Consider the following 17,454-nt stretch of genomic DNA (forward strand, 5'->3'; position numbering starts at 1 on the left):
CATGGGACGCTATTTTTGGGGGATTTTAGCCTTGCCCTTTGCGCTACTGGCGCAGCCGAAAGCGGTGATCTTTATCGACTCGGCGGACCCCGGCCAGGCCGTGCTTGCTGAAAGTATTAATGAGATGCTGTTTTATAGTCCAACCCTGCGGTCGCTGCTGGCGGTAGATATTTTTGATATCAACGTTGCGGCGCCGGGCTTTGGCGGCGGTCTCCACTACGCCCGGGATCGCGGCGGAAAGAGCGTTTCGCAGTATCGCCCTGCGGTGCTGCCTTTTCTTATTTGCTTCGATGATCAAAAAGAAAAGCTGCGGCTGAAGCTGGAACAAAAGGAGCAATTATGTCTGTGTACGCAAGGATGTTGAAACCCCTCAAGCGTTTTTCCGTCGATGAACGCGGGGTTTATGCGGTTAGCTTTGTCATGCTGTCCGGATTGTTACTGGGGATGGCGGCATTCGGCCTTGAGGGCTCACGTTATATTACCGAGCGGGCCCGGCTTTCCGATGCGATGGAGCAGGCTGCGCTGGCGCTGACTGCCGAAGATAATGGTGAAGGCGCAGCCCGTAACTATACCCTGTCTCAGGACTATTTCCGCGCCTATATGCGCCATGATATTGCGGTATTCACGCCCAAAGTGGTGGTTAATCGCGGGACCTCATCGAATAACAATAACCTGACTTATGTTGAGTACCGGGTCAGCGGGAAAACGCTGCAGGACACCTGGCTATCCTCAGCGCTCTTTCCTGGGTTTGATAAACAGGTCACCATTGGTGATAACGGTGCGGCACGAAAATACCGCTCGAATATGGACGTTATATTTGTCACCGACTTTTCCGGCTCAATGAATGACCGCTTTGACGGCAGTACCAAGCTTGCCGAGTTGAAAAGGATTGTCTTACAGCTTTCTACTGAGCTTTTTTCTTACGACATTAATAACAAAGTCGGCTTTGTTCCTTTTGGCTGGGGAGGCCGTGAAGGGGGATATTGCGATTTTCCTTTTGTGACCACCAGCACCTGGCCCTATAACCGACTTACGGTTGCGGATTACCGCAGGCTGGAGAGCTACGTTGATGTACCGGCCACGGTGGCCGCGATCCCGAATAAGGTTAACGACATTAAAATCCCGTTGCGTAACGTAGACAGCAGTACCTGCCTGAGTGCGAGTTCTTCGTGGAAGGTGCCGCTAACGCCGTCAATGTCCGATATTCAGCAGATCCAGAGAATGACGGCGCAGGGGGGAACCCTGGTCAGCACCGGCGTGCTGCTGGGTGTTCCTTATCTGGCTTCGGGCACGGCGTCGCGCAAGGTAATGGTGATTGTGTCTGACGGGGCTGATGACCCGGACAATATCTCGCTAACGCCGCGTCTGATTCGCGCCGGCATGTGCGATAAAATCCGTGAAGTTATTTCAACCGATGAGTCGGTGGGTAAAATCTCATTTATCGGTATTAATTACAAACCCACCGTAGACTGGAAACAATGCGTTGGTGAAAAGAACTTTTACCTGCCACAGAATATTCGTGAGCTTGAAGATGACCTGCGGCGCGCGGTGTTTGAAGAGGTGGGTCATAATATTCTTAAAGATTAATACGGCTTATCATATTAACAATGAATCTCAATTTAATACCCCTGCTCCGGTAGTGAATATTTATGAGGGGAAATAAGATCCGGAATCAGGCATTACTTTGCTGTCTCTTATAAGATTAATAACGTAATGCATGAGGTGTGCTCAGTGTTATATCAAGGACACATGAATATCACGCTTGCGGTATTTATGTTATTTTTCTGTGTTCAAGGACTTATATGTTATGAAAACTAAAATTGTAATTTCGACGCTGGCTGCTGTGGCCATGTCTGCATCCGCCCTGGCCGCGACTCCGCAAAGCTATGACACACGTTTTAACGTCAGTGCTAACGTACCTGACGGCGCGATGATTACCGATCCGAGCGGCAAGCCGGTGACTGACCTCGACGTTGAACTGGTGCCGGCTTCTTCGGGGCGGATGGAGGCACAGACTATCGCATTGAAGCTCTGGAATAACGATGTGACTAAGCTTGAAGTTGGCCTGACGCTTGATGATAGTCAGTCAGCAACCGGCGATGCGTTCACCCTGTACAGCACCCAGGGCGGTACGCTGAATACGCTAAATTATAAAGTCAGCACCATTACCAGCACGGGTGAAAAAGCGTTCGCTAAGTCCGGTGATAAGTTTGACTACACCCTACAGGCGAACGGCACCCACGGCGAACTGCCGGTTATCTTTAAATTTGTTTCTGACAAAAATTATTCTCAACTCGGCCAGGGTAATTATACCGGCGTTGTTTACGCGAACGTGGTTGCAAAACCGTAATCTCTGATAAGGGGGTAGCCTGCGGGCTACCCTGTCTCTCTTATGATAACTAAAAACCGTTTAACCCCGGCGGGTTTCCTCTTGCTTTTGTGGGGCCAGCTTGGCTTTGCTATTCCAAACTCGCAGCTGTCAGTGGATATTTCTGCTGAATCAGTAGCAAGGGTTTCACTTTATTATAGAGGACTTCCCGTTCCCGAAAGGGGCATTGATTTTGTATTGCCCGTTAATGGACTCTCACAGAAGCTGGAGAAAACCTCATCAAATTTCTACGTAGTTGGCAACGTGGCGCAAGCGGATATCGTCTTTGCTGAGAGTGAGTTTATTTTACCGCAGGTTTACGGCGGTAATACCGAGATGGTGCTTGATGGTGACTTTATATTTAGCGGCGTGGCAACCAGTGCGAGTCAGACATTGCGAGTCCCTGTTCTCGCAAATATTAATGAGGGAACGTCGGCTAATGGTTTAAAAGTAAAATTTTCTTCACGGCTTACTTCCGGGAACTATACCAAGGGTGATTATGCCAATGTATTTACGCTGATTGTCACGCCTGTTATTTGATGTCAGGGATTGGACTTATGGAAAGTAAAATAAAAATCAGGATATTGGTGGCCGGTATTGTGTTATTGAGCGGAGGGCCACCGCTGTTAGCGTCAAGTATTCCTTTGCCGGCGGGATTTGAAGACATTTTCGACGCCAGGCAGAACGGTATTTTTAACGTTGTTTACACTGACCGCTCTCTGGGCTCCGTGGCGGTAGAATACGATCGTCAGAATGTCTTATTTGCCTCTCCCGATCTTATCGTCGAACAGCTTATGGCGCCCGATATGCCTAAATTGAGGCTGTCCAGGAAGGCGCTGCTGCAAAAGATCTCCAGACCGTTGCGGCGCAATGATAACCAGAGCTTTGCCAGCGATGAGATTCTTGTGCAGGTGATTGAGTCCGACAGCACGTTACGGCTGACATTTCCCGAGTCGATGTTTGATTCCGCTGAGCAGGCGAACGAACGCGTCTTTATTACCCAGCGCAACCAGTCCGGGTTCGTTCACAGCCATAACCTCAATTTTCTCTCTGACTCCTGGGGTGACAGCCTGAGCGTTTCATCGAATGAGACGCTGAATTTAACCGGCAATAGCTATCTAAAAGGCGGATGGAGCTACGCGAAAGATATTGATTTTAATCTCGATGAACTGGCGCTCTTCCTTGAGAGCGATGCCACGCGTTTCAAGGCTGGCCGCCAGCGTTTGAGCGACAACTTCAATAGCAGCACCCCTTCAGCCGCCTACAGCTTTTTTAACCCTGTCAGCTTCGACGGTGTGTCGCTGGGCTATATGACGGATAATTATCTGGACCTTGGCACCGGAGCCGCCTCACCGGTTTCCCTCTACCTGCCCCAGGCCGGAACGGTTGAAGTGTATCGAAATGGCCGGATGATCGACATTCAGCAATTTGCCGCAGGCCTACAGTATATCGATACCCGCAGCTGGCCGAACGGTGGCTACGACGTTTTGTTGGTCTCAAAGCTGGCGGACGGCAGCCGGGAAGAGAAGCTGATGCCCTTTTTTAAGCGTAATGGACAATTTCGCGCCGGAGACATTGAGTACATTATCCAACTGGGACGCTACGACAGGCGCCAGGGATATATAGCGTCGAAAACCTGTCGTCAGTGCGTCAGCGATCGAAACCTCGGGGCAAATCATTTCGCCGATTTTTCCGTCGGTTACACCACTGACTCTGCAACGTCGTTGAGCGGTGGGGTGATGATGGACAACGATCGTTTGTATACCAATGCCAGTATGGATATCCCCATTAATAGTCTGTTCGTTGAGCGTTTGTATCTGGATGGCCTCGCGGGCAACGATAGCAGCACCGCCTATCAGCTGGGGGTCAGTAAAAGCTACGAGCGGTTGGGGCTAAATGCGAGCTATCGCGATAATCGCTACCGCGGAGATGAAGCGGATTTTCGCCAGTATGGCATCACTCCGGCCTATGATTTTTCAACGTTACAGTTCAGTGTAACCACCTTTCTGCCGTGGAATGTTGGCTTCGGTATTAACTACGGGCTCAATACGCTATTTCAGAATTACGGAAGAAAAAATAAAAATGAAACGGAAAGCTGGGACGTGACGCTGAACCGTGACTTTACCTTACGGGACAATCTTAACCTGCGCATGGACTTGGGTTATCACCGGGGGCTGAATACCTACGCCAGTCTTTATAATACGCAACGTACCAGCGAAGACCGTTTCTATGCCCAGTTCTCTCTCGGCATGCGAGAGCGCAGCTATAACCATTACCAGTCTTTATATTTACGCTCACGAATAAATAACGGCAGTGTAGATAATAATACCTACAGTGGCGATTATTCGCTGAACGTCGATAACCCGGAGTTCGATCGCGGCGGGAAATACCTGGTCAATGCCAGTATTAATCAGGGGCCGAATAATTCGAGGAACGGCAGCGCGGGCGTGGTGATGGATAACGCGGCGGGCTACACGGCTGCCGGTATCACCCAGTCACTGGATGGTTCTCACTATAATCAGCAATACCTGTCCCAGCGTAGCGGCTTCGCGATAGGTGAAGGGGATATTGCCTGGGGAAAACTCGACAATACGGCTGCGATCATCGTCGATGCGACGGATTTACCTGAAGATCAGTATTTTGAAACCCGCAACCGAAGTATGGAGCCGGTGGTGGTGAAAGGCGGCCAAAAAACCACCCTGACGGTGACGCCATATCAAAAAGTGGACCCTAAAGTGGAGCAGGTATTCACCGGCAAAACGGACGCTTTTTATAACCTGACCACCGAATCAACCGCCGGCTGGGCGTTACCAGGGCAAGTTTATAAGGTCAAGCTGGCGGCGACGAAAAATCAGACCGTGACCGGTCGTCTCTACTTTGAAGGAGGGCCGCTGGCCAATGCCAGAGTGGTAGGCGGCAATGCCATGTCGGATGAAGAAGGATTATTTGTTGGTGATTTTTCGCTTAAGGCCGACGAGCGTTTAGCGGAGCTGACGGTAAAGAAAGAGGGAAAAGCGTTCGTTTGTCCGCTACTGGAAGAAAACGTCAAACTTACCCAGGGAATTATGCAAATACGTGAGGTTAATTGTGAAACTCAGTAAATGGGGAGCGCTGTCGCTCTGTATTACGGGATTATTTTCTGCCTGCCCGACATTCGCTATTGAAGTTTTTCCGGTGATCAAAGAAATTCGCGAAAATACGCCAAGAGATAATTATATTACCGTTAAGTCGATGTATCGCACGGATGACGCGGCTGACGAAAATACATCGCGTAAGCAGATTTATGAATTCGTTACGCTGGAGCTGTACCACGTCCCTAATCCGGGTGATGAAAAAGAAGAAAGAGTCAAAGAACTTGGCGCGGAAAACCCCACGTTGGTGTTTTCGCCCACCAAATTAATTATTCCGTATGGGGAAGAGAGAAAGGTCCGCATCATGCCGCTGCAGCCGGTTGAGCGCGAGCAGGTTTATCGCCTGCGCGTACGGCCAAGTTACCCGGAGCAGGCGCTGGAAAAAGGGAAAGTGCGTTTTGCCGTTGGCTACGATGTGCTGCTTCGCTATCTCCCTTCGGGGACCCAGACTCAGGGTATTGCGCTTAGCTGCAGCCACAACCAATGGGTGCTGAAAGCGACCGGTAACGTTCGCAGTGAACTCAGTAATCTGGTGGTGGACGGCCGCCCAACCCTTCCACGCTTTAACGTCTACCCCGAAAATAGCCGTACTCTGACGGTAAACAAGCGGCTGGCTTTTGAAATGAACGGCAAGCCGCAGGTTTACGAACAGTGCCAGCGCAAGGAATAACCCATGCGAATAACCACCTTATTGATCGCTTCGTTGCCGCTGCTCGCACAGGCGGACGGCACGCTGATGATTCAGCCTCAGCCTGACAAGAGTATCCGTTTTATGGCTCAGGGGGCGACCGGCAGCGGCGGTGACGATGTGCTGGGTTTTCTGCAGCCTGCGAGCGGCACGCTGACGTTGAGCCTATCCCCGTCCGGCATTAGCCAGTGTGAGAACGGCGATATCGTGCTGGATAACCTGCGCGTTTCCTTCACCAACATGCTGGATAACAGCAGGGTGCTTTGCGGTATGCCGGTGACCTTTAGGGGGCAGAGCAACGGGCGTGAATTACCCCTGAAGGTGACCGCTACCCCTCTGAATCGCGGAACGCTGGCGCGAGGGGTTACGCAGGCCCAAACGATGCTGCCGGCCGGCAGCGTTAGCGCGGTGGCAGAAGGCGGGGGAAGCCAGCAGTATCCGCTTTATCTCGACCTTAGCGCCGTCCAGCAGCAACTGGAGATACTGACGGCTTCCTTTTCGCGTCCTTCGCTGTACCTCGGCGCCGTAGGGGACATTAATGATGCCGCCGCCGATGTTCAGCTGCGGGTGAAGAAAACGGCCCAGGCGGGCAGCGAGGCGATCGGGTATTCCCTCAGCTTTGAGTCTTCCCAGCAGCACAACAATAAGTACCGTATGCGGGCCGCCGGCCAGGATCGCATGGTGCCTTACCAGATTCTGGTGGCGGGGCGAGAGATCCTGCCGGATGGCGTCTTGCGCGGAACTGTACCGGCGGGAATGGGGAATGGGGATGTGGTGAATATCCAGTTCAAACTTTCAGGTAAGCAGACGCGGGGAATGGCGGCGGGGGTTAGCTTGCAGGATACCGTCACCGCCGTGATCGCACCTGATAGCTAGCATTTAAGGAGAACAGAATGAAAAAGGTATTTTTCCCCGCACTGTTGATGCTGACCTCACTGAGTGCATCCGGCGTAGTAAGCGTAAAAACCGCTATCGATATTCAGGCGGATGTCAGTACCAGCGTGCGCATCTACGTGAACGGCAACGATGTAACCAACGGCATGATTTCATTAAGCCTGGGGGATAAAAGCGGCTATATGACCGGCACGACGCCAGAGTTCCAGTTTATCGGTAACGCCAGCGCCGTATCTCTGTCGCTGACGTCGCCGGCAAACCGCAGCCTGGTTTCTGAAAATGGCGATGAGATGCGCCTCAATACCGCATGGGTAAAACCTGGTGGGGGAGAAGTGTCGACGTCTTTCCCCTTCAATAATCTGCCGGTTTACCCTACTTTATCTGACGCTCCGCAGGACAGTGGCGTAAAGGTACGTTTTACCTCTGCCGCCCGCAGCGAAACCTATCCGCTGGGCCTCTACAGCGGAACCTACGAGGTTATCGTCACGCCTTCGGTCTGATGTTGTTTTAATGTGTCGGGGCCTTATGGCCCCTTGCTTAATACCCGGCAGATTCGCCTGTCGTCTGGAAATTCGCTATCATCCGCCTCCACTCTCCAGCCGGGCAGCCTGATGTCTACGATTATTGATACTTTTATTGCCCCGCCTTGCCACCACGAGATAGACATTCTTTATCAGGATGAGCATCTGGCGTTAATCAATAAACCCACCGGGCTGCTGAGTCTTTCGGGGAAAAATCCGCAGAATTTCGATTCGGTGCATCACCGGCTGGTGCAGATATTCCCCGGCTGCACGCTGGTGCATCGCCTGGATTTCGGCACCTCCGGGCTGATGGTCATTGCCCTTAATAAGGCGATAAATGCCGCGCTCTGCCAGCAGTTCAGCAAGCGTTCGGTTGCAAAGGTGTATACCGCGCTGCTTTGCGGGCATCTGGAGAATGATGAAGGGGTCATAGACGCGGCGATTGCCAAAGATCCGGCGCTGTTTCCGCTGATGTCGATTTGCTCCGTCAGCGGCAAGCCCGCGCGCTCTCGCTACCGGGTCATCGAGCGATTTGAGCGTGAGCTGGGGGACGGCACGTTGCCGCCGGTAACGCGGGTACAGTTAATCCCGGAGACCGGGCGCACCCATCAGTTACGCATACACGCTCAATATCTGGGGCACCCTATTTTGGGCTGCGACCTGTATGGCGGCCTTACATGGCCGGGCACCGAACGGGCGCCGCGGCTGATGCTACACGCCAGCGAGCTGCATTTTATTCACCCCGTCAGCGGCGAGCCGGTTGCCGCCCGCTGCGACAGCCCGTTCTGAAGGGGAAACGCTTCGCGATAGCGGCCTACTCGTTGCCCCACTGGTTCAGGAACTCGGCGATTTCGTCGATGCGCTGTTCGGCAATGCCGGCTTCAACGGCCATCTCTCCCTGCGCTTCCTCGCTGATTTCCTCGTTGTTCATCAAGCGAGTAACCAGCAGCTGGAAATAGCGCGCTACGGCATCACGCTCATCATCGGACACGGGCTTTGCCGACTCCGTCGAGTACTCGTCCGCGATGTCATAGTATTTCAGGTCGATTTCGTTATTCATGGTTATCTCTGCGTTTGTTAGCCTGGTGGCGATAATAACATTGTTGCCCGGAATTCGGCGCGTTAAGGCGTGACGGAAATACTTGCGGATAAGCCTACGACTCACTCAACGCCCTCAGGCAGCCTGTCGATAGGTATGCGTACCGGTACCGGCTGCGCAAGGCGCACCCAGCTAAAGGTAGGATTGACGTCCGGCAGGCCAGTGGCACCCGTGGCAGAATAGGCGGTGTTGTCACTCAATCAATCCAGGGTACAGGCTCACCCATATAGGTGTGTGTGCAGCAGCGGCAAGTCACCTTAACGTCATGCCCCGTAATCGAAGGGTTTACCTGTTGGAGAATTCCATTCCCATCAACAAACAGGCCAGGGTAATAGCTGCTCTCGTCAATGCAGACTAAATCCCTTTGCTCATTCTCATGTAGCGCGACCAACCAGAATACAGGTTCAGTGGTATCAAGACGTCCACATACTTCGCTGAATATTTCATCCCACGGTTTGCCAATATGTTTGATAAGAAAGTAAAACAATGGCGTGTAGTCCCGGCCTCGCTTTTGCCTGCCATGCATTGTCTCACGCGTTGCCAGTCGCTCATCTTCCACTTTTTTACGATTGCGTTCCCGGCGATACTCGGCACCTGGATTATTAGAGCGATGCCGTGTAGTCGTGTTGACGCTGCGATACAGTTTGCGGGACTTGTTCAGTTGATGAGTGCGCATAGCTCGATCTCTTGCATCACAGTGCATTAATCAATGAGGAAAAGGTCCAATACGTTCGGTTTTTCTGCTGGAGCGCGTGACAGTTGCTACAGCAGGATTACCCATAAGGTAACGTTAATTAGGGCACAAACCGCTGGGCTTTTTTATTGGCCCACACTCGCTAAAGCCATAAACCTGATAACCTTTGCTTTCCATGCAGGCATAAATCTTGTCATTGCGGCGAACAATTTCTTTCAGCGTTTCATTTCCCTGTGCCGCATTTAACCCCCAGTTTTTATCATCAAGATTTTCTTTTCTATCGACACCGCAACTGTAGAGCGCTTCCTTCCGCTCACGGATGTTTGTCTGCCCCGTCGAATCCACCTTCTGAAAGAGTTGTATCCAGGGGACGTAGTGATAGTTAGACGAATCCATATCCGCCACCACGCAGCCGGTTAAGCCAAGAACGCCTGCCAGTAAAAATATCGCTCTAAAGTACATATCTATCCTTTTGATATTTAATTACTTTATCTGGGCTGATGTTTTGTTTTTTATCTGTCTGCCCTTAGACATAAATGTGCACACTTTTTCAGCTGCAACATCTGGTGTTCAAAATCCGCTCACGCTAGATTACTTTTCTGGTTATCAATGGTGGGTGATTAAATGAAAGTATTAAGTATCGTCGGCGCAACGTTGTTAGCGACATCATTCCATGCAGCCGCATTCGTTTCCAGTTCCTCTGTTCATTCCGAGCAGACAGCGAACACGAGCAATAACGCCGCCAATGGGCATGCCATTCCTTCGGAAGCCAACTACGACATCACCAAAATTATCCCCATCGCAGGGTGTAACTGCGCCTTTTGCACCGCGCTGCGCGGCGCAAATTGATAACCTGACGCCGCTGTTGTAGGCCCGATTTTCACAACGATAGCGGGCCTGAACCCGCACGGAAATCCGTCAGTCATACCAGGGCTGGCGATCGCTGGTGGCAATCTCCATGCTGACAATCAGCTCTTCCGGCACGATACGCGTCAACGACAGCTCCGGCAGGTCGTTAATGTCGAAGAAGCCGATATCGGTAGATTCGTGGCTGATGGCAAGGCTGCCGCCGGTTTCTTCACACAGGAAGATGAGCTTGTAGACGTGCCAGGGCAGCGGTGGATGGCCGTGCAGATTGCGGTCCCATACGCCCAACAGTCTGGTCACCTTTACTTCCAGCCCGGTTTCTTCGGCTACCTCGCGGCAGACGGCTGCAGACGGGGTATCACCCACATCGGCCCAGCCGCCGGGTAAGCTCCACTTGCCATCTTCCGCTTCTTTGACCATCAGCAGCTTGCCGTCGCGAATAATAAAGGCGCGAACGTCGGTTTTCGGCGTGGCGTACCCGGTCTCAAAGACTGGGTTTAAGGTTTCTGAATCGATGTTAAAACGGGAGCGGAGCAGATCTTCGGCGATGTGACGCAGGATTTCGTAGCGTTCCTTGTCAAACACATCTCTGGCGTACGTCAGCCCGGTCTGGGCGATAGCATTGAGTTTCTGAGCGACGGTGTGGATATCGGTATCTTTGCTGGCGTCCGGCATTGTTTTCACCTGTGTCATGCATAAAGGAGCATTTAGTCAGCAGACAACCGTAGCAGTAAAATCAATGGATTAAAATGCGTGCTGAGCAGGGTAAACGAGACGGTTTCCGGCTAACACCCTCATTTCTGGTATTATATTGCCGTGAATCTTTGCGCTATCCGAGTACGCTTTCGGAAAATGATGAATAACCTATGTCAGGAGACTTTATGCGAACTCGACCATCATCCCGGTTAATTGTTCTTTCACCTGAAAATCATGTCTTGCTTTTTAGTTTCTGCCATAAAGATGATGCTCTGAGTGGAAAAACATACTGGGCAACGCCGGGGGGAGGGCTCGAGCACGATGAATCATACGAACAGGCTGCTTTGCGCGAACTATTCGAAGAGACGGGTATAGCAAGAACAACAGCAGGGCCGCAGATAGCATCCAGGCGTTTTAAAATGATGCTACCCAGTGGTGAGACTGTTCTTGCGGAAGAGCGTTACTTTATTATTCATGCTGATAAATCAGATATTGACCGTTCGAGGTGGACTGACAACGAAAATAAAGTCATTCGGGATCACCACTGGTGGACAATTGAAGAGCTCAGACAGAGCCGTGAAATAATTTTTCCACTCGATTTGCTTATTAATATTATTGAAAAAAGTTAACCAGGCGGCCCTGCAAAAGCAGGCCGCCTGAACTCAACACATCGTTACCACATCAAATCGTCAGGCACGACGAAGTCCGCGTACGGATCGTCTTCGTCTTTCGCTTCCTGAGTAAGCTCGCTGCTCAACACAATGAAGCTGGCATCGCGCTGTTTAATTTTGTCGGCAACGCCTGCGGGGATGATCGCATATTCCCCTTCAGGATTTTTATCCGACATCAGGCGGGCAATGGCCAGGCGGCCGTTAGTCAGCTGAGCCTGAGTGATTTTATCGACGTAAACTTTTTTGATTAAGTTATTGTCCGTGAAGTTATAGCCGATATCGCCTCTTGAAATCACGATACGGTTCATTTCAATCAGCTGCTTGATCTGCGCTTTATATTCTTTGGCTAAAGTGGCCTGCTTTTGCTGTTCGCTGAGTTCTTTATCGCGCTCAACCTGCGCCTGCTTGTTGGCTTCAACGGCTTCTCTTGCCTCGCGGGCCTGAACGCGTGATTTCTTCGCGGTGCGCTGCACTTTGGCCACTTTTTTGCTGCTGACGAGGCCAGCTTTGAGCATCTGCTCTTGTAACGTAAGTTTTGTCATGTTCTTTTCGACGGCTGAGGGATCGTTAAAGGGATTATATCCTTAATGCTTCCGGTGATTCCAGGTTGAGGACATGCAAAGCTTACGGTGTTGATTCTGCGAGGTGTATTTAATAAAGAATTTGTGTGAACGGGAGAGAGGAGGAGCGAAATCTAATGGCGTTCCCTGCAAACATCGAATCTGATTGTCAGGGAGCTGATATGAAAGGAGTATTTCTGGAGTGTATTTTATTTTACCCGCAATTTTACCCATCAGAGCGGGACAAAAGGCGATTTTTGAATTCGCAATGTTCACTATACGTCCAGCGCGACCGGCCATGAATCTTCTTAGCCGGGGGCAGGTCTCCAGACTTTATCCGATCATAAATGAATGTCTTGCCGAAGCCAGTATCATTCATGATGAATTTCAAATCAACCAGGCTGTCTGGTCGCATTTCATGTTGCATGGGTGTTATCTCCAGATTGGGAATCGAACCTGTCACTCAGGTTGAAGGTAATAAAAAACCGGCTCAGTGGCCGGTTGCTTTAGCGATTACTTGGTTTGCTTTCTCAAGCGCTTTAACCTGAGCGGTGCAGTTTTTAATTCCATATGTGGATGCGAAAACCAACTCCCGAAGCGCCTCCAACAACTCAGGGGCCGCAGCCATAATCCTGGCATTTGCCTCTGCTTCTTCTGCCGTCTCTTTGCTGTCCGTCCATGTTGTGCAGTAGGCAACGTGATATCCCTTAACATTACTGCCATGTGTCTGAATGACGTTCAGGTCACCCTCAACAGTAACGTCAGATTTCGGTGATACAAACCACGGCCCAGGCGTATGCTTCAATTCCATATCTCTCTCCATAAACAACAAAACCCGCCATCGGCAGGTTCAGATAAAAAGAAACCCGCACTTGGCGGGTCGGGGTTTTACTAAGCCCTTACGCTTAGTTCTGGCAATCATAAACAGTAAGACCATGGCTCTGTGCTGCCTCATTCCTTCTGTCATCACTTCACCTCCGGCTTTGGTGCTGCGGCTATCAGCGCTGATTCACACTCTGATGCTATACGGATCACTCGCTCTGTTAATTGCTGCTGAGCCTCCTCAACGGTATTAGGGCCGCCGGGGTTAGTATAGATTTCTGCAACCCCGGCGAAAAAGTCTGCTATCTCGCTGGCAATCAGCGCTTCGAGTTGTTTAGTCATTGCTGTAGCTCCAACATTGATTCAATTTTCGTAACTATCCCCTGATGAAGTAGGGGGTGTATTACGTCACACTCATCTTTCATCGAGATTGCCTTTTTCATTTTTTCCCTGTGCCAGGCCAAATGCGCCTCAAACGGATCACGGAAGTGACCGAGGAGCTTCCTCCGGCTATCAATGCTGATACTTGCCATAAACAGGCCGCGATTTTTATCAAAGCAGACGCCCTGAGGTAGGGCACCTCTCGCGGAATTACTAGCCGTGGTGAAGTTATTGATATAGCGGGGGATGAATACGCACCGCTGAGAGGAATACGTTCTGTTTCCGATTACCAGCAGATCTTTATCAAGGTGGTATCCGTCATGAAAACTGCCACGGTAGAATTGAAGGAACTCACTAAAGAAGTGCCACTCAGAGCTAACAGAGCACCCAATGTAAGAAGGGTTCTGCATCTGTCGTTTTTCTGAATAACAACGCGCCAGCATTGAATGCCATACCGAATAGGCTGGATGAGAAACCATCGATTTTCCGATCATCACATGGGAAGGAAAATCAGCGTCATAAATACCATGCCCATAAAGCGGAGTACGTTTTTTACCTCTGGATGACTTTGATTCAATGAAAGCGGCAAGGTCAGATTTGCTCATTTGCCTTGCTCCTTGCGAAGTTGCTCCGAGAAATCACCGCCTGCATCAATTGCCCCGGCAATAACCGCTATTTCATCGCCGACGAAATCACCTTCATCAATATGCTTTTGTAATGCTGCAACGAACATCTCCACACCCTGCGCCCGCATCTCTGCCAGCGCGGCGTCGGTGATTGGGGTTTCTTTAGATGATTCAAGCCACTGGTTGTAGTGATAGTCGAACATTCCGGTAGGGTGCCCGCATCCTCCATGAGCGTGGCTTTTCATCTCATCCCCGCACATGCAGTAGTTGTTATCAGCATTGCTAATAATTTGAATAAGCTGATTCATGCGCTGCTTTACTAACTCATTCTCCGCCGCCAGCCCCTGCGCCTGCGCCTTAAGGTTCGTCACCGTGGCTTCGTAGGCGGTTAACTGGCGCTGGAGTTCGGCGTAGTCTTCGTATCGGACAAACTTTCCTGACTCGTCGTCCCATACATCTCTGTGCATTGCTTCGTAGCGCTTAACTGTCATTTCCATACCCTCAATGCTGTGCGTGTTGTTCGCGCTCTTGCTTAGTCGCATAGCGCCATGTGTAACCGCGATGAGATTTAGCCCGGCCACTAATTGCTTCATTAATGCCGCCGCGTTTAAATCCCGGCGCGTAGTAAGGAGAGGGGAAATAGAGTGCTTCCCCGGTCTGTTGGTTGGTGCCGATAATTGCTTTCTGACGCATTGCTTGCTGTTTCATCACCGCTCCTTAAGCGTCCCGTTAATGACGCCAATGTGATAGAGGAGTTGATAGATAGTGAATCGTGGAGATATGCGGCGCTCGTAGCTGAGAAGGATTCTGCGGTTAATGACTTCCCTGTCTTTTATGCTCTTGGCTTCCTCTGCCTTCCATGCTCCCTGAATCTCTTTCCAGCACTGACGAGCGGTGGCGCGAATGGCGTTAAGCTCTGCTGTTTCCATTGCGTATCATCCGGTCCAGGTGACGATTGGTGTTCACACTCGGAAAGCTGCAGCGAGCTAATAGCTCTGCTTTGGTGGGCATGGGGGACTGCTTGAATTTAGGGCGAGCAACGATATCTCCCGGTGTGATATCGGGATTGAACTGATGGCTAAACATGCTCACGCTCCACGTATTCAGTGATTTGTTTGCTGACGGACTGGCTGAGGTTTTCAATATGCAGAACCAGCGCCTGTAAAGATTGAGCTTCAGAGGTAAGGATTTCGCGGTGGCAAAGCTCTTTCACTAGGTGTTCAAATTTGGAGTAATAACGAGCCGAACTGAGTCCTTCTTTACCAGCGTTATCCCCCTTCTCAATGATTACCTTCTCGCGTAAAACTAGGTCGTGAGCAGTCCCGGCAATGACGTATTTACCGATTTCGATGTGAAGCTTCATGATGTTTTCCTGTTATCAGGCGCAAAGACCTAGCGAGGCGGCCAGTAGCTTTAGCCGCTCGTTTTCTTTCTCTGCGATTAATTGGGCTTTGAATACGTTGGTTTCGATTCGGTTATCTGGTGTAATCCAGCCGCGACGTTGGTAGAGATAGGGAAGGGTGACGCGGCCTACGGTTATGGGGTCGTAGATGCCTTTCATGGGCTATTTCCATTGCTCTCCGAAGGTGAAGCCGATTTCTGCCAGTGCCTCGTCCATCTTCTCAATGAACTCAGGCACCATTTCGTCGAAGTCCTTCATGTATGCATCATCGCGTTCAACTACCACATGATGAATGCCTTCTCGCTTCATGCGCGGGTCGTAATTTGCGAAGAACCAGGCATCTTTTCCGGTAACCCACATGCTGTATTGAACCTGCGCCATGTAGTCTGACTTGATGGCATCGAATCCACCCAGGCGAAACTTCATAAAGTCGCGGGAGGTGAACGGGCATTTAAGCTCAAGGCCAAATCCGTTGCTACACAGGCCGTCAGGAGAACAGGCGGTACGTAGGGAGTCATCCTTGAACAGTATTGGTGCTTCGGTCACCTGAACATCCGTGGTGAACTCAAACAGCGTCCTTGCCGAGTCCTCATGCTGCTTACCCCATGCTAGAGCTTTGGCATTAATCTCCGGCGCCACTCCGGTGCATACTTCAGCCAGCAGAGTGTGAAAGTATGAGATTTTCATGCCTGACCACTTAGTACCACTGCGAGGTTTGGAGATAACGTTAGAAACCTCTGAAGCGGTAATGACGCCAAGCCTGAGCCTTAACCAGTCTTCGCTTCCCTGCTCAACATGGAGTATGTCAATCCCTGTGAGATCCAGAATTATTTCAGGTGTCATGCGGCCGCCTTTTTACGTAGGAAGTCGAGAGCCTTAACTGCTTCAATCTCTGTAAGTTCTGCAGCTGCCGGTATCTGGCGACGGAAGAGTTGAGAGCAAAGAGGCAGCAGGTCTGCTTCCCACGTTTTATTTAGCTGAATGAGTAAGTCGGTTATGGTCTGTAGGGTTTCATCAGAAGCTGGGGAGATGTCGCGCTCTGGCTGGCGCTCCTGGTTGAAGTTGATTCCTTCGCCACCTTCCGTGTTCACGTAGTCAATGGCGGCGTCCAGGCGCTCGCGGCGAGGCCAGTATTTGGCGGCCTGCTTCACTACGGTCTTGAGTATCATCTGCTCTTCGTCGGTAACCCATGGACAAACCTTTCCTTTCGCCTTGTAGGCTTTGTATGCCTCAGACCTGTCACGAATAGAGAAGATGTCTTCTGCTCGCATGGTGTGCGTCAGATAGTCGCCGTCATCTGTTTTTACGACTGTGTAGGCCCCAACCACATCGCCACGATTTTCGATCGTGTCGAAATCTTCAAACTCATGCATTGGAGGTTTATCTATGCCGGTGCGCTTGAAGTTGTCGTTCTTTCTGACAATTTCTGATTGGCACCATTTAATCGCTCCACACTGCTGGGCGATGTGCATCAAGCCCATGTAGCTAATGTCGAGGCAAATAGCGCCTTTGCGAGGAACCAGATATGCAAGTTTCTGAGCCGGGTTAAGAGTTACGCCGATAGCTGCGACATTCATAATCGCGCTGCGGGTCGATACGGTATTATTTGCTGCGACTCCGGCCAGATAATCGTTGTTAGCGAAAATCTGCATAGCGAACTCAGACTCGCGCTTGAAGTTGATCGACGGCTCGCTGCATACCTGCTCGAATTCTGCTTTAAGCGGGTTAACGATATCGAAAACCCGCTGAACGATATTGCAAGCCATTACGCTGCCTCCCTGTGTATAGCTCTGGAAATTTCGATTACGTGCTCTGCCTCAACCCTTCGCGTCAGTATCTTGCTCCAGATGAGAGCTAGTTCTTCCGGGAAATCGACGTCATATTCAAGAAGCCATGTAGTGGCACACTGATACTGGCCACCTGATCGGAAGGTGATATTCTCACCTCCCCAACACCACAGGTGACCCAATGGCAAAACATTTCACGGCAGAATTTAAACTCGAAGCTGCAAAGTTAGTTGTCGACCACGGCTAT

28 protein-coding genes and 1 pseudogene are annotated in these 17,454 nt (G+C 50.9%); 11 read left to right on the forward strand and 18 right to left on the reverse strand.

The window, feature by feature from the left end; all coding sequences use genetic code 11:
• Position 1: 1 nt before the first annotated feature.
• The 9 genes from VGM55_RS11575 (at position 2) to VGM55_RS11615 (ending at position 8,391) form a co-directional block, all read left to right on the forward strand.
• Positions 2–364 (forward strand): hypothetical protein, encoded by a 363-nt coding sequence (locus VGM55_RS11575; RefSeq protein ID WP_154188734.1) that lies wholly within the window; start codon positions 2–4, stop codon positions 362–364.
• The gene (locus VGM55_RS11580) at positions 340–1,587 is read left to right on the forward strand and encodes a TadE/TadG family type IV pilus assembly protein (RefSeq protein WP_154188735.1); all 1,248 of its coding nucleotides are present in this window, start codon (positions 340–342) and stop codon (positions 1,585–1,587) included. The genes VGM55_RS11575 and VGM55_RS11580 overlap by 25 nt, the downstream gene beginning before the upstream one ends.
• Before the next feature lie 220 nt (positions 1,588–1,807).
• On the forward strand, positions 1,808–2,350 hold the full coding sequence (locus VGM55_RS11585) for a hypothetical protein (protein WP_154188736.1): 543 nt from the start codon (positions 1,808–1,810) through the stop codon (positions 2,348–2,350).
• 42 nt (positions 2,351–2,392) lie between these two features.
• Positions 2,393–2,908 (forward strand): hypothetical protein, encoded by a 516-nt coding sequence (locus VGM55_RS11590; protein ID WP_154188737.1) that lies wholly within the window; start codon positions 2,393–2,395, stop codon positions 2,906–2,908.
• A 17-nt stretch (positions 2,909–2,925) separates the two neighbouring features.
• Complete coding sequence (locus tag VGM55_RS11595; RefSeq protein WP_331635517.1) at positions 2,926–5,469, forward strand: TcfC E-set like domain-containing protein; 2,544 nt, start codon at positions 2,926–2,928, stop codon at positions 5,467–5,469.
• The gene (locus VGM55_RS11600; RefSeq protein WP_331635518.1) at positions 5,456–6,169 is read left to right on the forward strand and encodes a hypothetical protein; all 714 of its coding nucleotides are present in this window, start codon (positions 5,456–5,458) and stop codon (positions 6,167–6,169) included. Before VGM55_RS11595 ends, VGM55_RS11600 begins: the two co-directional genes overlap by 14 nt.
• 3 nt (positions 6,170–6,172) lie before the next feature.
• Entirely contained in the window at positions 6,173–7,063 is an 891-nt protein-coding gene (locus VGM55_RS11605) for a hypothetical protein (protein ID WP_331635519.1), read from the forward strand.
• A gap of 17 nt (positions 7,064–7,080) precedes the next feature.
• Positions 7,081–7,581, forward strand: coding sequence for a hypothetical protein (locus tag VGM55_RS11610; protein ID WP_154188740.1), 501 nt, complete (start codon positions 7,081–7,083; stop codon positions 7,579–7,581).
• A 111-nt stretch (positions 7,582–7,692) separates the two neighbouring features.
• Positions 7,693–8,391 (forward strand): RluA family pseudouridine synthase, encoded by a 699-nt coding sequence (locus VGM55_RS11615; protein ID WP_154188741.1) that lies wholly within the window; start codon positions 7,693–7,695, stop codon positions 8,389–8,391.
• 25 nt (positions 8,392–8,416) lie between these two features.
• Here VGM55_RS11615 and VGM55_RS11620 read toward each other — a convergent pair whose 3' ends face one another.
• From VGM55_RS11620 to VGM55_RS11635, 4 genes and pseudogenes are all read right to left on the reverse strand, one after another.
• A complete protein-coding gene (locus VGM55_RS11620) occupies positions 8,417–8,662 on the reverse strand; it encodes a DUF2543 family protein (protein WP_154188813.1) in 246 nt (81 codons plus the stop codon).
• Positions 8,663–8,763: 101 nt separating this feature from the next.
• Positions 8,764–8,874: pseudogene (locus tag VGM55_RS11625) on the reverse strand (efflux transporter periplasmic adaptor subunit); the annotation flags it as partial.
• Between the two features lie 23 nt (positions 8,875–8,897).
• A complete protein-coding gene (locus tag VGM55_RS11630; RefSeq protein WP_154188742.1) occupies positions 8,898–9,377 on the reverse strand; it encodes a hypothetical protein in 480 nt (159 codons plus the stop codon).
• Positions 9,378–9,491: 114 nt separating this feature from the next.
• Complete coding sequence (locus tag VGM55_RS11635) at positions 9,492–9,857, reverse strand: hypothetical protein (RefSeq protein ID WP_154188743.1); 366 nt, start codon at positions 9,855–9,857, stop codon at positions 9,492–9,494.
• A gap of 162 nt (positions 9,858–10,019) precedes the next feature.
• On the opposite strand from VGM55_RS11635, the gene VGM55_RS11640 reads away from it, so the two are divergent.
• Complete coding sequence (locus VGM55_RS11640; protein WP_154188744.1) at positions 10,020–10,244, forward strand: hypothetical protein; 225 nt, start codon at positions 10,020–10,022, stop codon at positions 10,242–10,244.
• A 69-nt stretch (positions 10,245–10,313) separates the two neighbouring features.
• On the opposite strand, the gene VGM55_RS11645 is transcribed toward VGM55_RS11640, so the two are convergent.
• Positions 10,314–10,937 carry an NUDIX hydrolase gene (locus VGM55_RS11645; RefSeq protein ID WP_154188814.1) on the reverse strand — a complete coding sequence of 208 codons (624 nt, stop codon included), beginning with the start codon at positions 10,935–10,937 and terminating at the stop codon, positions 10,314–10,316.
• A 206-nt stretch (positions 10,938–11,143) separates the two neighbouring features.
• Between VGM55_RS11645 and VGM55_RS11650 the strand changes: the two genes are divergently transcribed.
• Complete coding sequence (locus VGM55_RS11650; RefSeq protein WP_154188745.1) at positions 11,144–11,587, forward strand: NUDIX hydrolase; 444 nt, start codon at positions 11,144–11,146, stop codon at positions 11,585–11,587.
• A gap of 44 nt (positions 11,588–11,631) precedes the next feature.
• On the opposite strand, the gene VGM55_RS11655 is transcribed toward VGM55_RS11650, so the two are convergent.
• From VGM55_RS11655 to VGM55_RS11715, 13 genes are all read right to left on the reverse strand, one after another.
• Entirely contained in the window at positions 11,632–12,171 is a 540-nt protein-coding gene (locus VGM55_RS11655; RefSeq protein ID WP_038480556.1) for a DUF2058 domain-containing protein, read from the reverse strand.
• Between the two features lie 244 nt (positions 12,172–12,415).
• The gene (locus tag VGM55_RS11660; RefSeq protein WP_331635520.1) at positions 12,416–12,616 is read right to left on the reverse strand and encodes an excisionase; all 201 of its coding nucleotides are present in this window, start codon (positions 12,614–12,616) and stop codon (positions 12,416–12,418) included.
• Positions 12,617–12,679: 63 nt separating this feature from the next.
• The gene (locus tag VGM55_RS11665) at positions 12,680–13,000 is read right to left on the reverse strand and encodes a hypothetical protein (protein WP_331635521.1); all 321 of its coding nucleotides are present in this window, start codon (positions 12,998–13,000) and stop codon (positions 12,680–12,682) included.
• A 155-nt stretch (positions 13,001–13,155) separates the two neighbouring features.
• Complete coding sequence (locus tag VGM55_RS11670; RefSeq protein ID WP_331635522.1) at positions 13,156–13,353, reverse strand: hypothetical protein; 198 nt, start codon at positions 13,351–13,353, stop codon at positions 13,156–13,158.
• Complete coding sequence (locus tag VGM55_RS11675) at positions 13,350–13,997, reverse strand: hypothetical protein (RefSeq protein ID WP_331635523.1); 648 nt, start codon at positions 13,995–13,997, stop codon at positions 13,350–13,352. The genes VGM55_RS11670 and VGM55_RS11675 overlap by 4 nt, the downstream gene beginning before the upstream one ends.
• Positions 13,994–14,515 (reverse strand): hypothetical protein, encoded by a 522-nt coding sequence (locus tag VGM55_RS11680; RefSeq protein WP_331635524.1) that lies wholly within the window; start codon positions 14,513–14,515, stop codon positions 13,994–13,996. Before VGM55_RS11680 ends, VGM55_RS11675 begins: the two co-directional genes overlap by 4 nt.
• Positions 14,516–14,519: 4 nt before the next feature.
• Positions 14,520–14,726 (reverse strand): hypothetical protein, encoded by a 207-nt coding sequence (locus VGM55_RS11685; protein WP_331635525.1) that lies wholly within the window; start codon positions 14,724–14,726, stop codon positions 14,520–14,522.
• Positions 14,726–14,947, reverse strand: a complete 222-nt coding sequence (locus VGM55_RS11690) for a hypothetical protein (protein WP_311887342.1) — start codon at positions 14,945–14,947, stop codon at positions 14,726–14,728. The genes VGM55_RS11685 and VGM55_RS11690 overlap by 1 nt, the downstream gene beginning before the upstream one ends.
• Positions 14,928–15,104, reverse strand: coding sequence for a DUF2737 family protein (locus tag VGM55_RS11695; protein ID WP_331635526.1), 177 nt, complete (start codon positions 15,102–15,104; stop codon positions 14,928–14,930). The genes VGM55_RS11690 and VGM55_RS11695 overlap by 20 nt, the downstream gene beginning before the upstream one ends.
• Positions 15,097–15,381 (reverse strand): hypothetical protein, encoded by a 285-nt coding sequence (locus VGM55_RS11700; protein WP_331635527.1) that lies wholly within the window; start codon positions 15,379–15,381, stop codon positions 15,097–15,099. The genes VGM55_RS11695 and VGM55_RS11700 overlap by 8 nt, the downstream gene beginning before the upstream one ends.
• Before the next feature lie 15 nt (positions 15,382–15,396).
• Positions 15,397–15,579 (reverse strand): DUF1317 family protein, encoded by a 183-nt coding sequence (locus VGM55_RS11705; protein ID WP_331635528.1) that lies wholly within the window; start codon positions 15,577–15,579, stop codon positions 15,397–15,399.
• Between the two features lie 3 nt (positions 15,580–15,582).
• Positions 15,583–16,263: a lambda exonuclease family protein gene (locus VGM55_RS11710; RefSeq protein WP_331635529.1), complete on the reverse strand. Its 681-nt coding sequence runs from the start codon at positions 16,261–16,263 to the stop codon at positions 15,583–15,585.
• On the reverse strand, positions 16,260–17,186 hold the full coding sequence (locus VGM55_RS11715) for a RecT family recombinase (protein WP_331635530.1): 927 nt from the start codon (positions 17,184–17,186) through the stop codon (positions 16,260–16,262). The genes VGM55_RS11710 and VGM55_RS11715 overlap by 4 nt, the downstream gene beginning before the upstream one ends.
• Positions 17,187–17,454: the final 268 nt, after the last annotated feature.

The sequence above is a fragment of the Cedecea sp. genome (genome assembly GCF_036500665.1).
Taxonomy (GTDB): domain Bacteria; phylum Pseudomonadota; class Gammaproteobacteria; order Enterobacterales; family Enterobacteriaceae; genus Cedecea.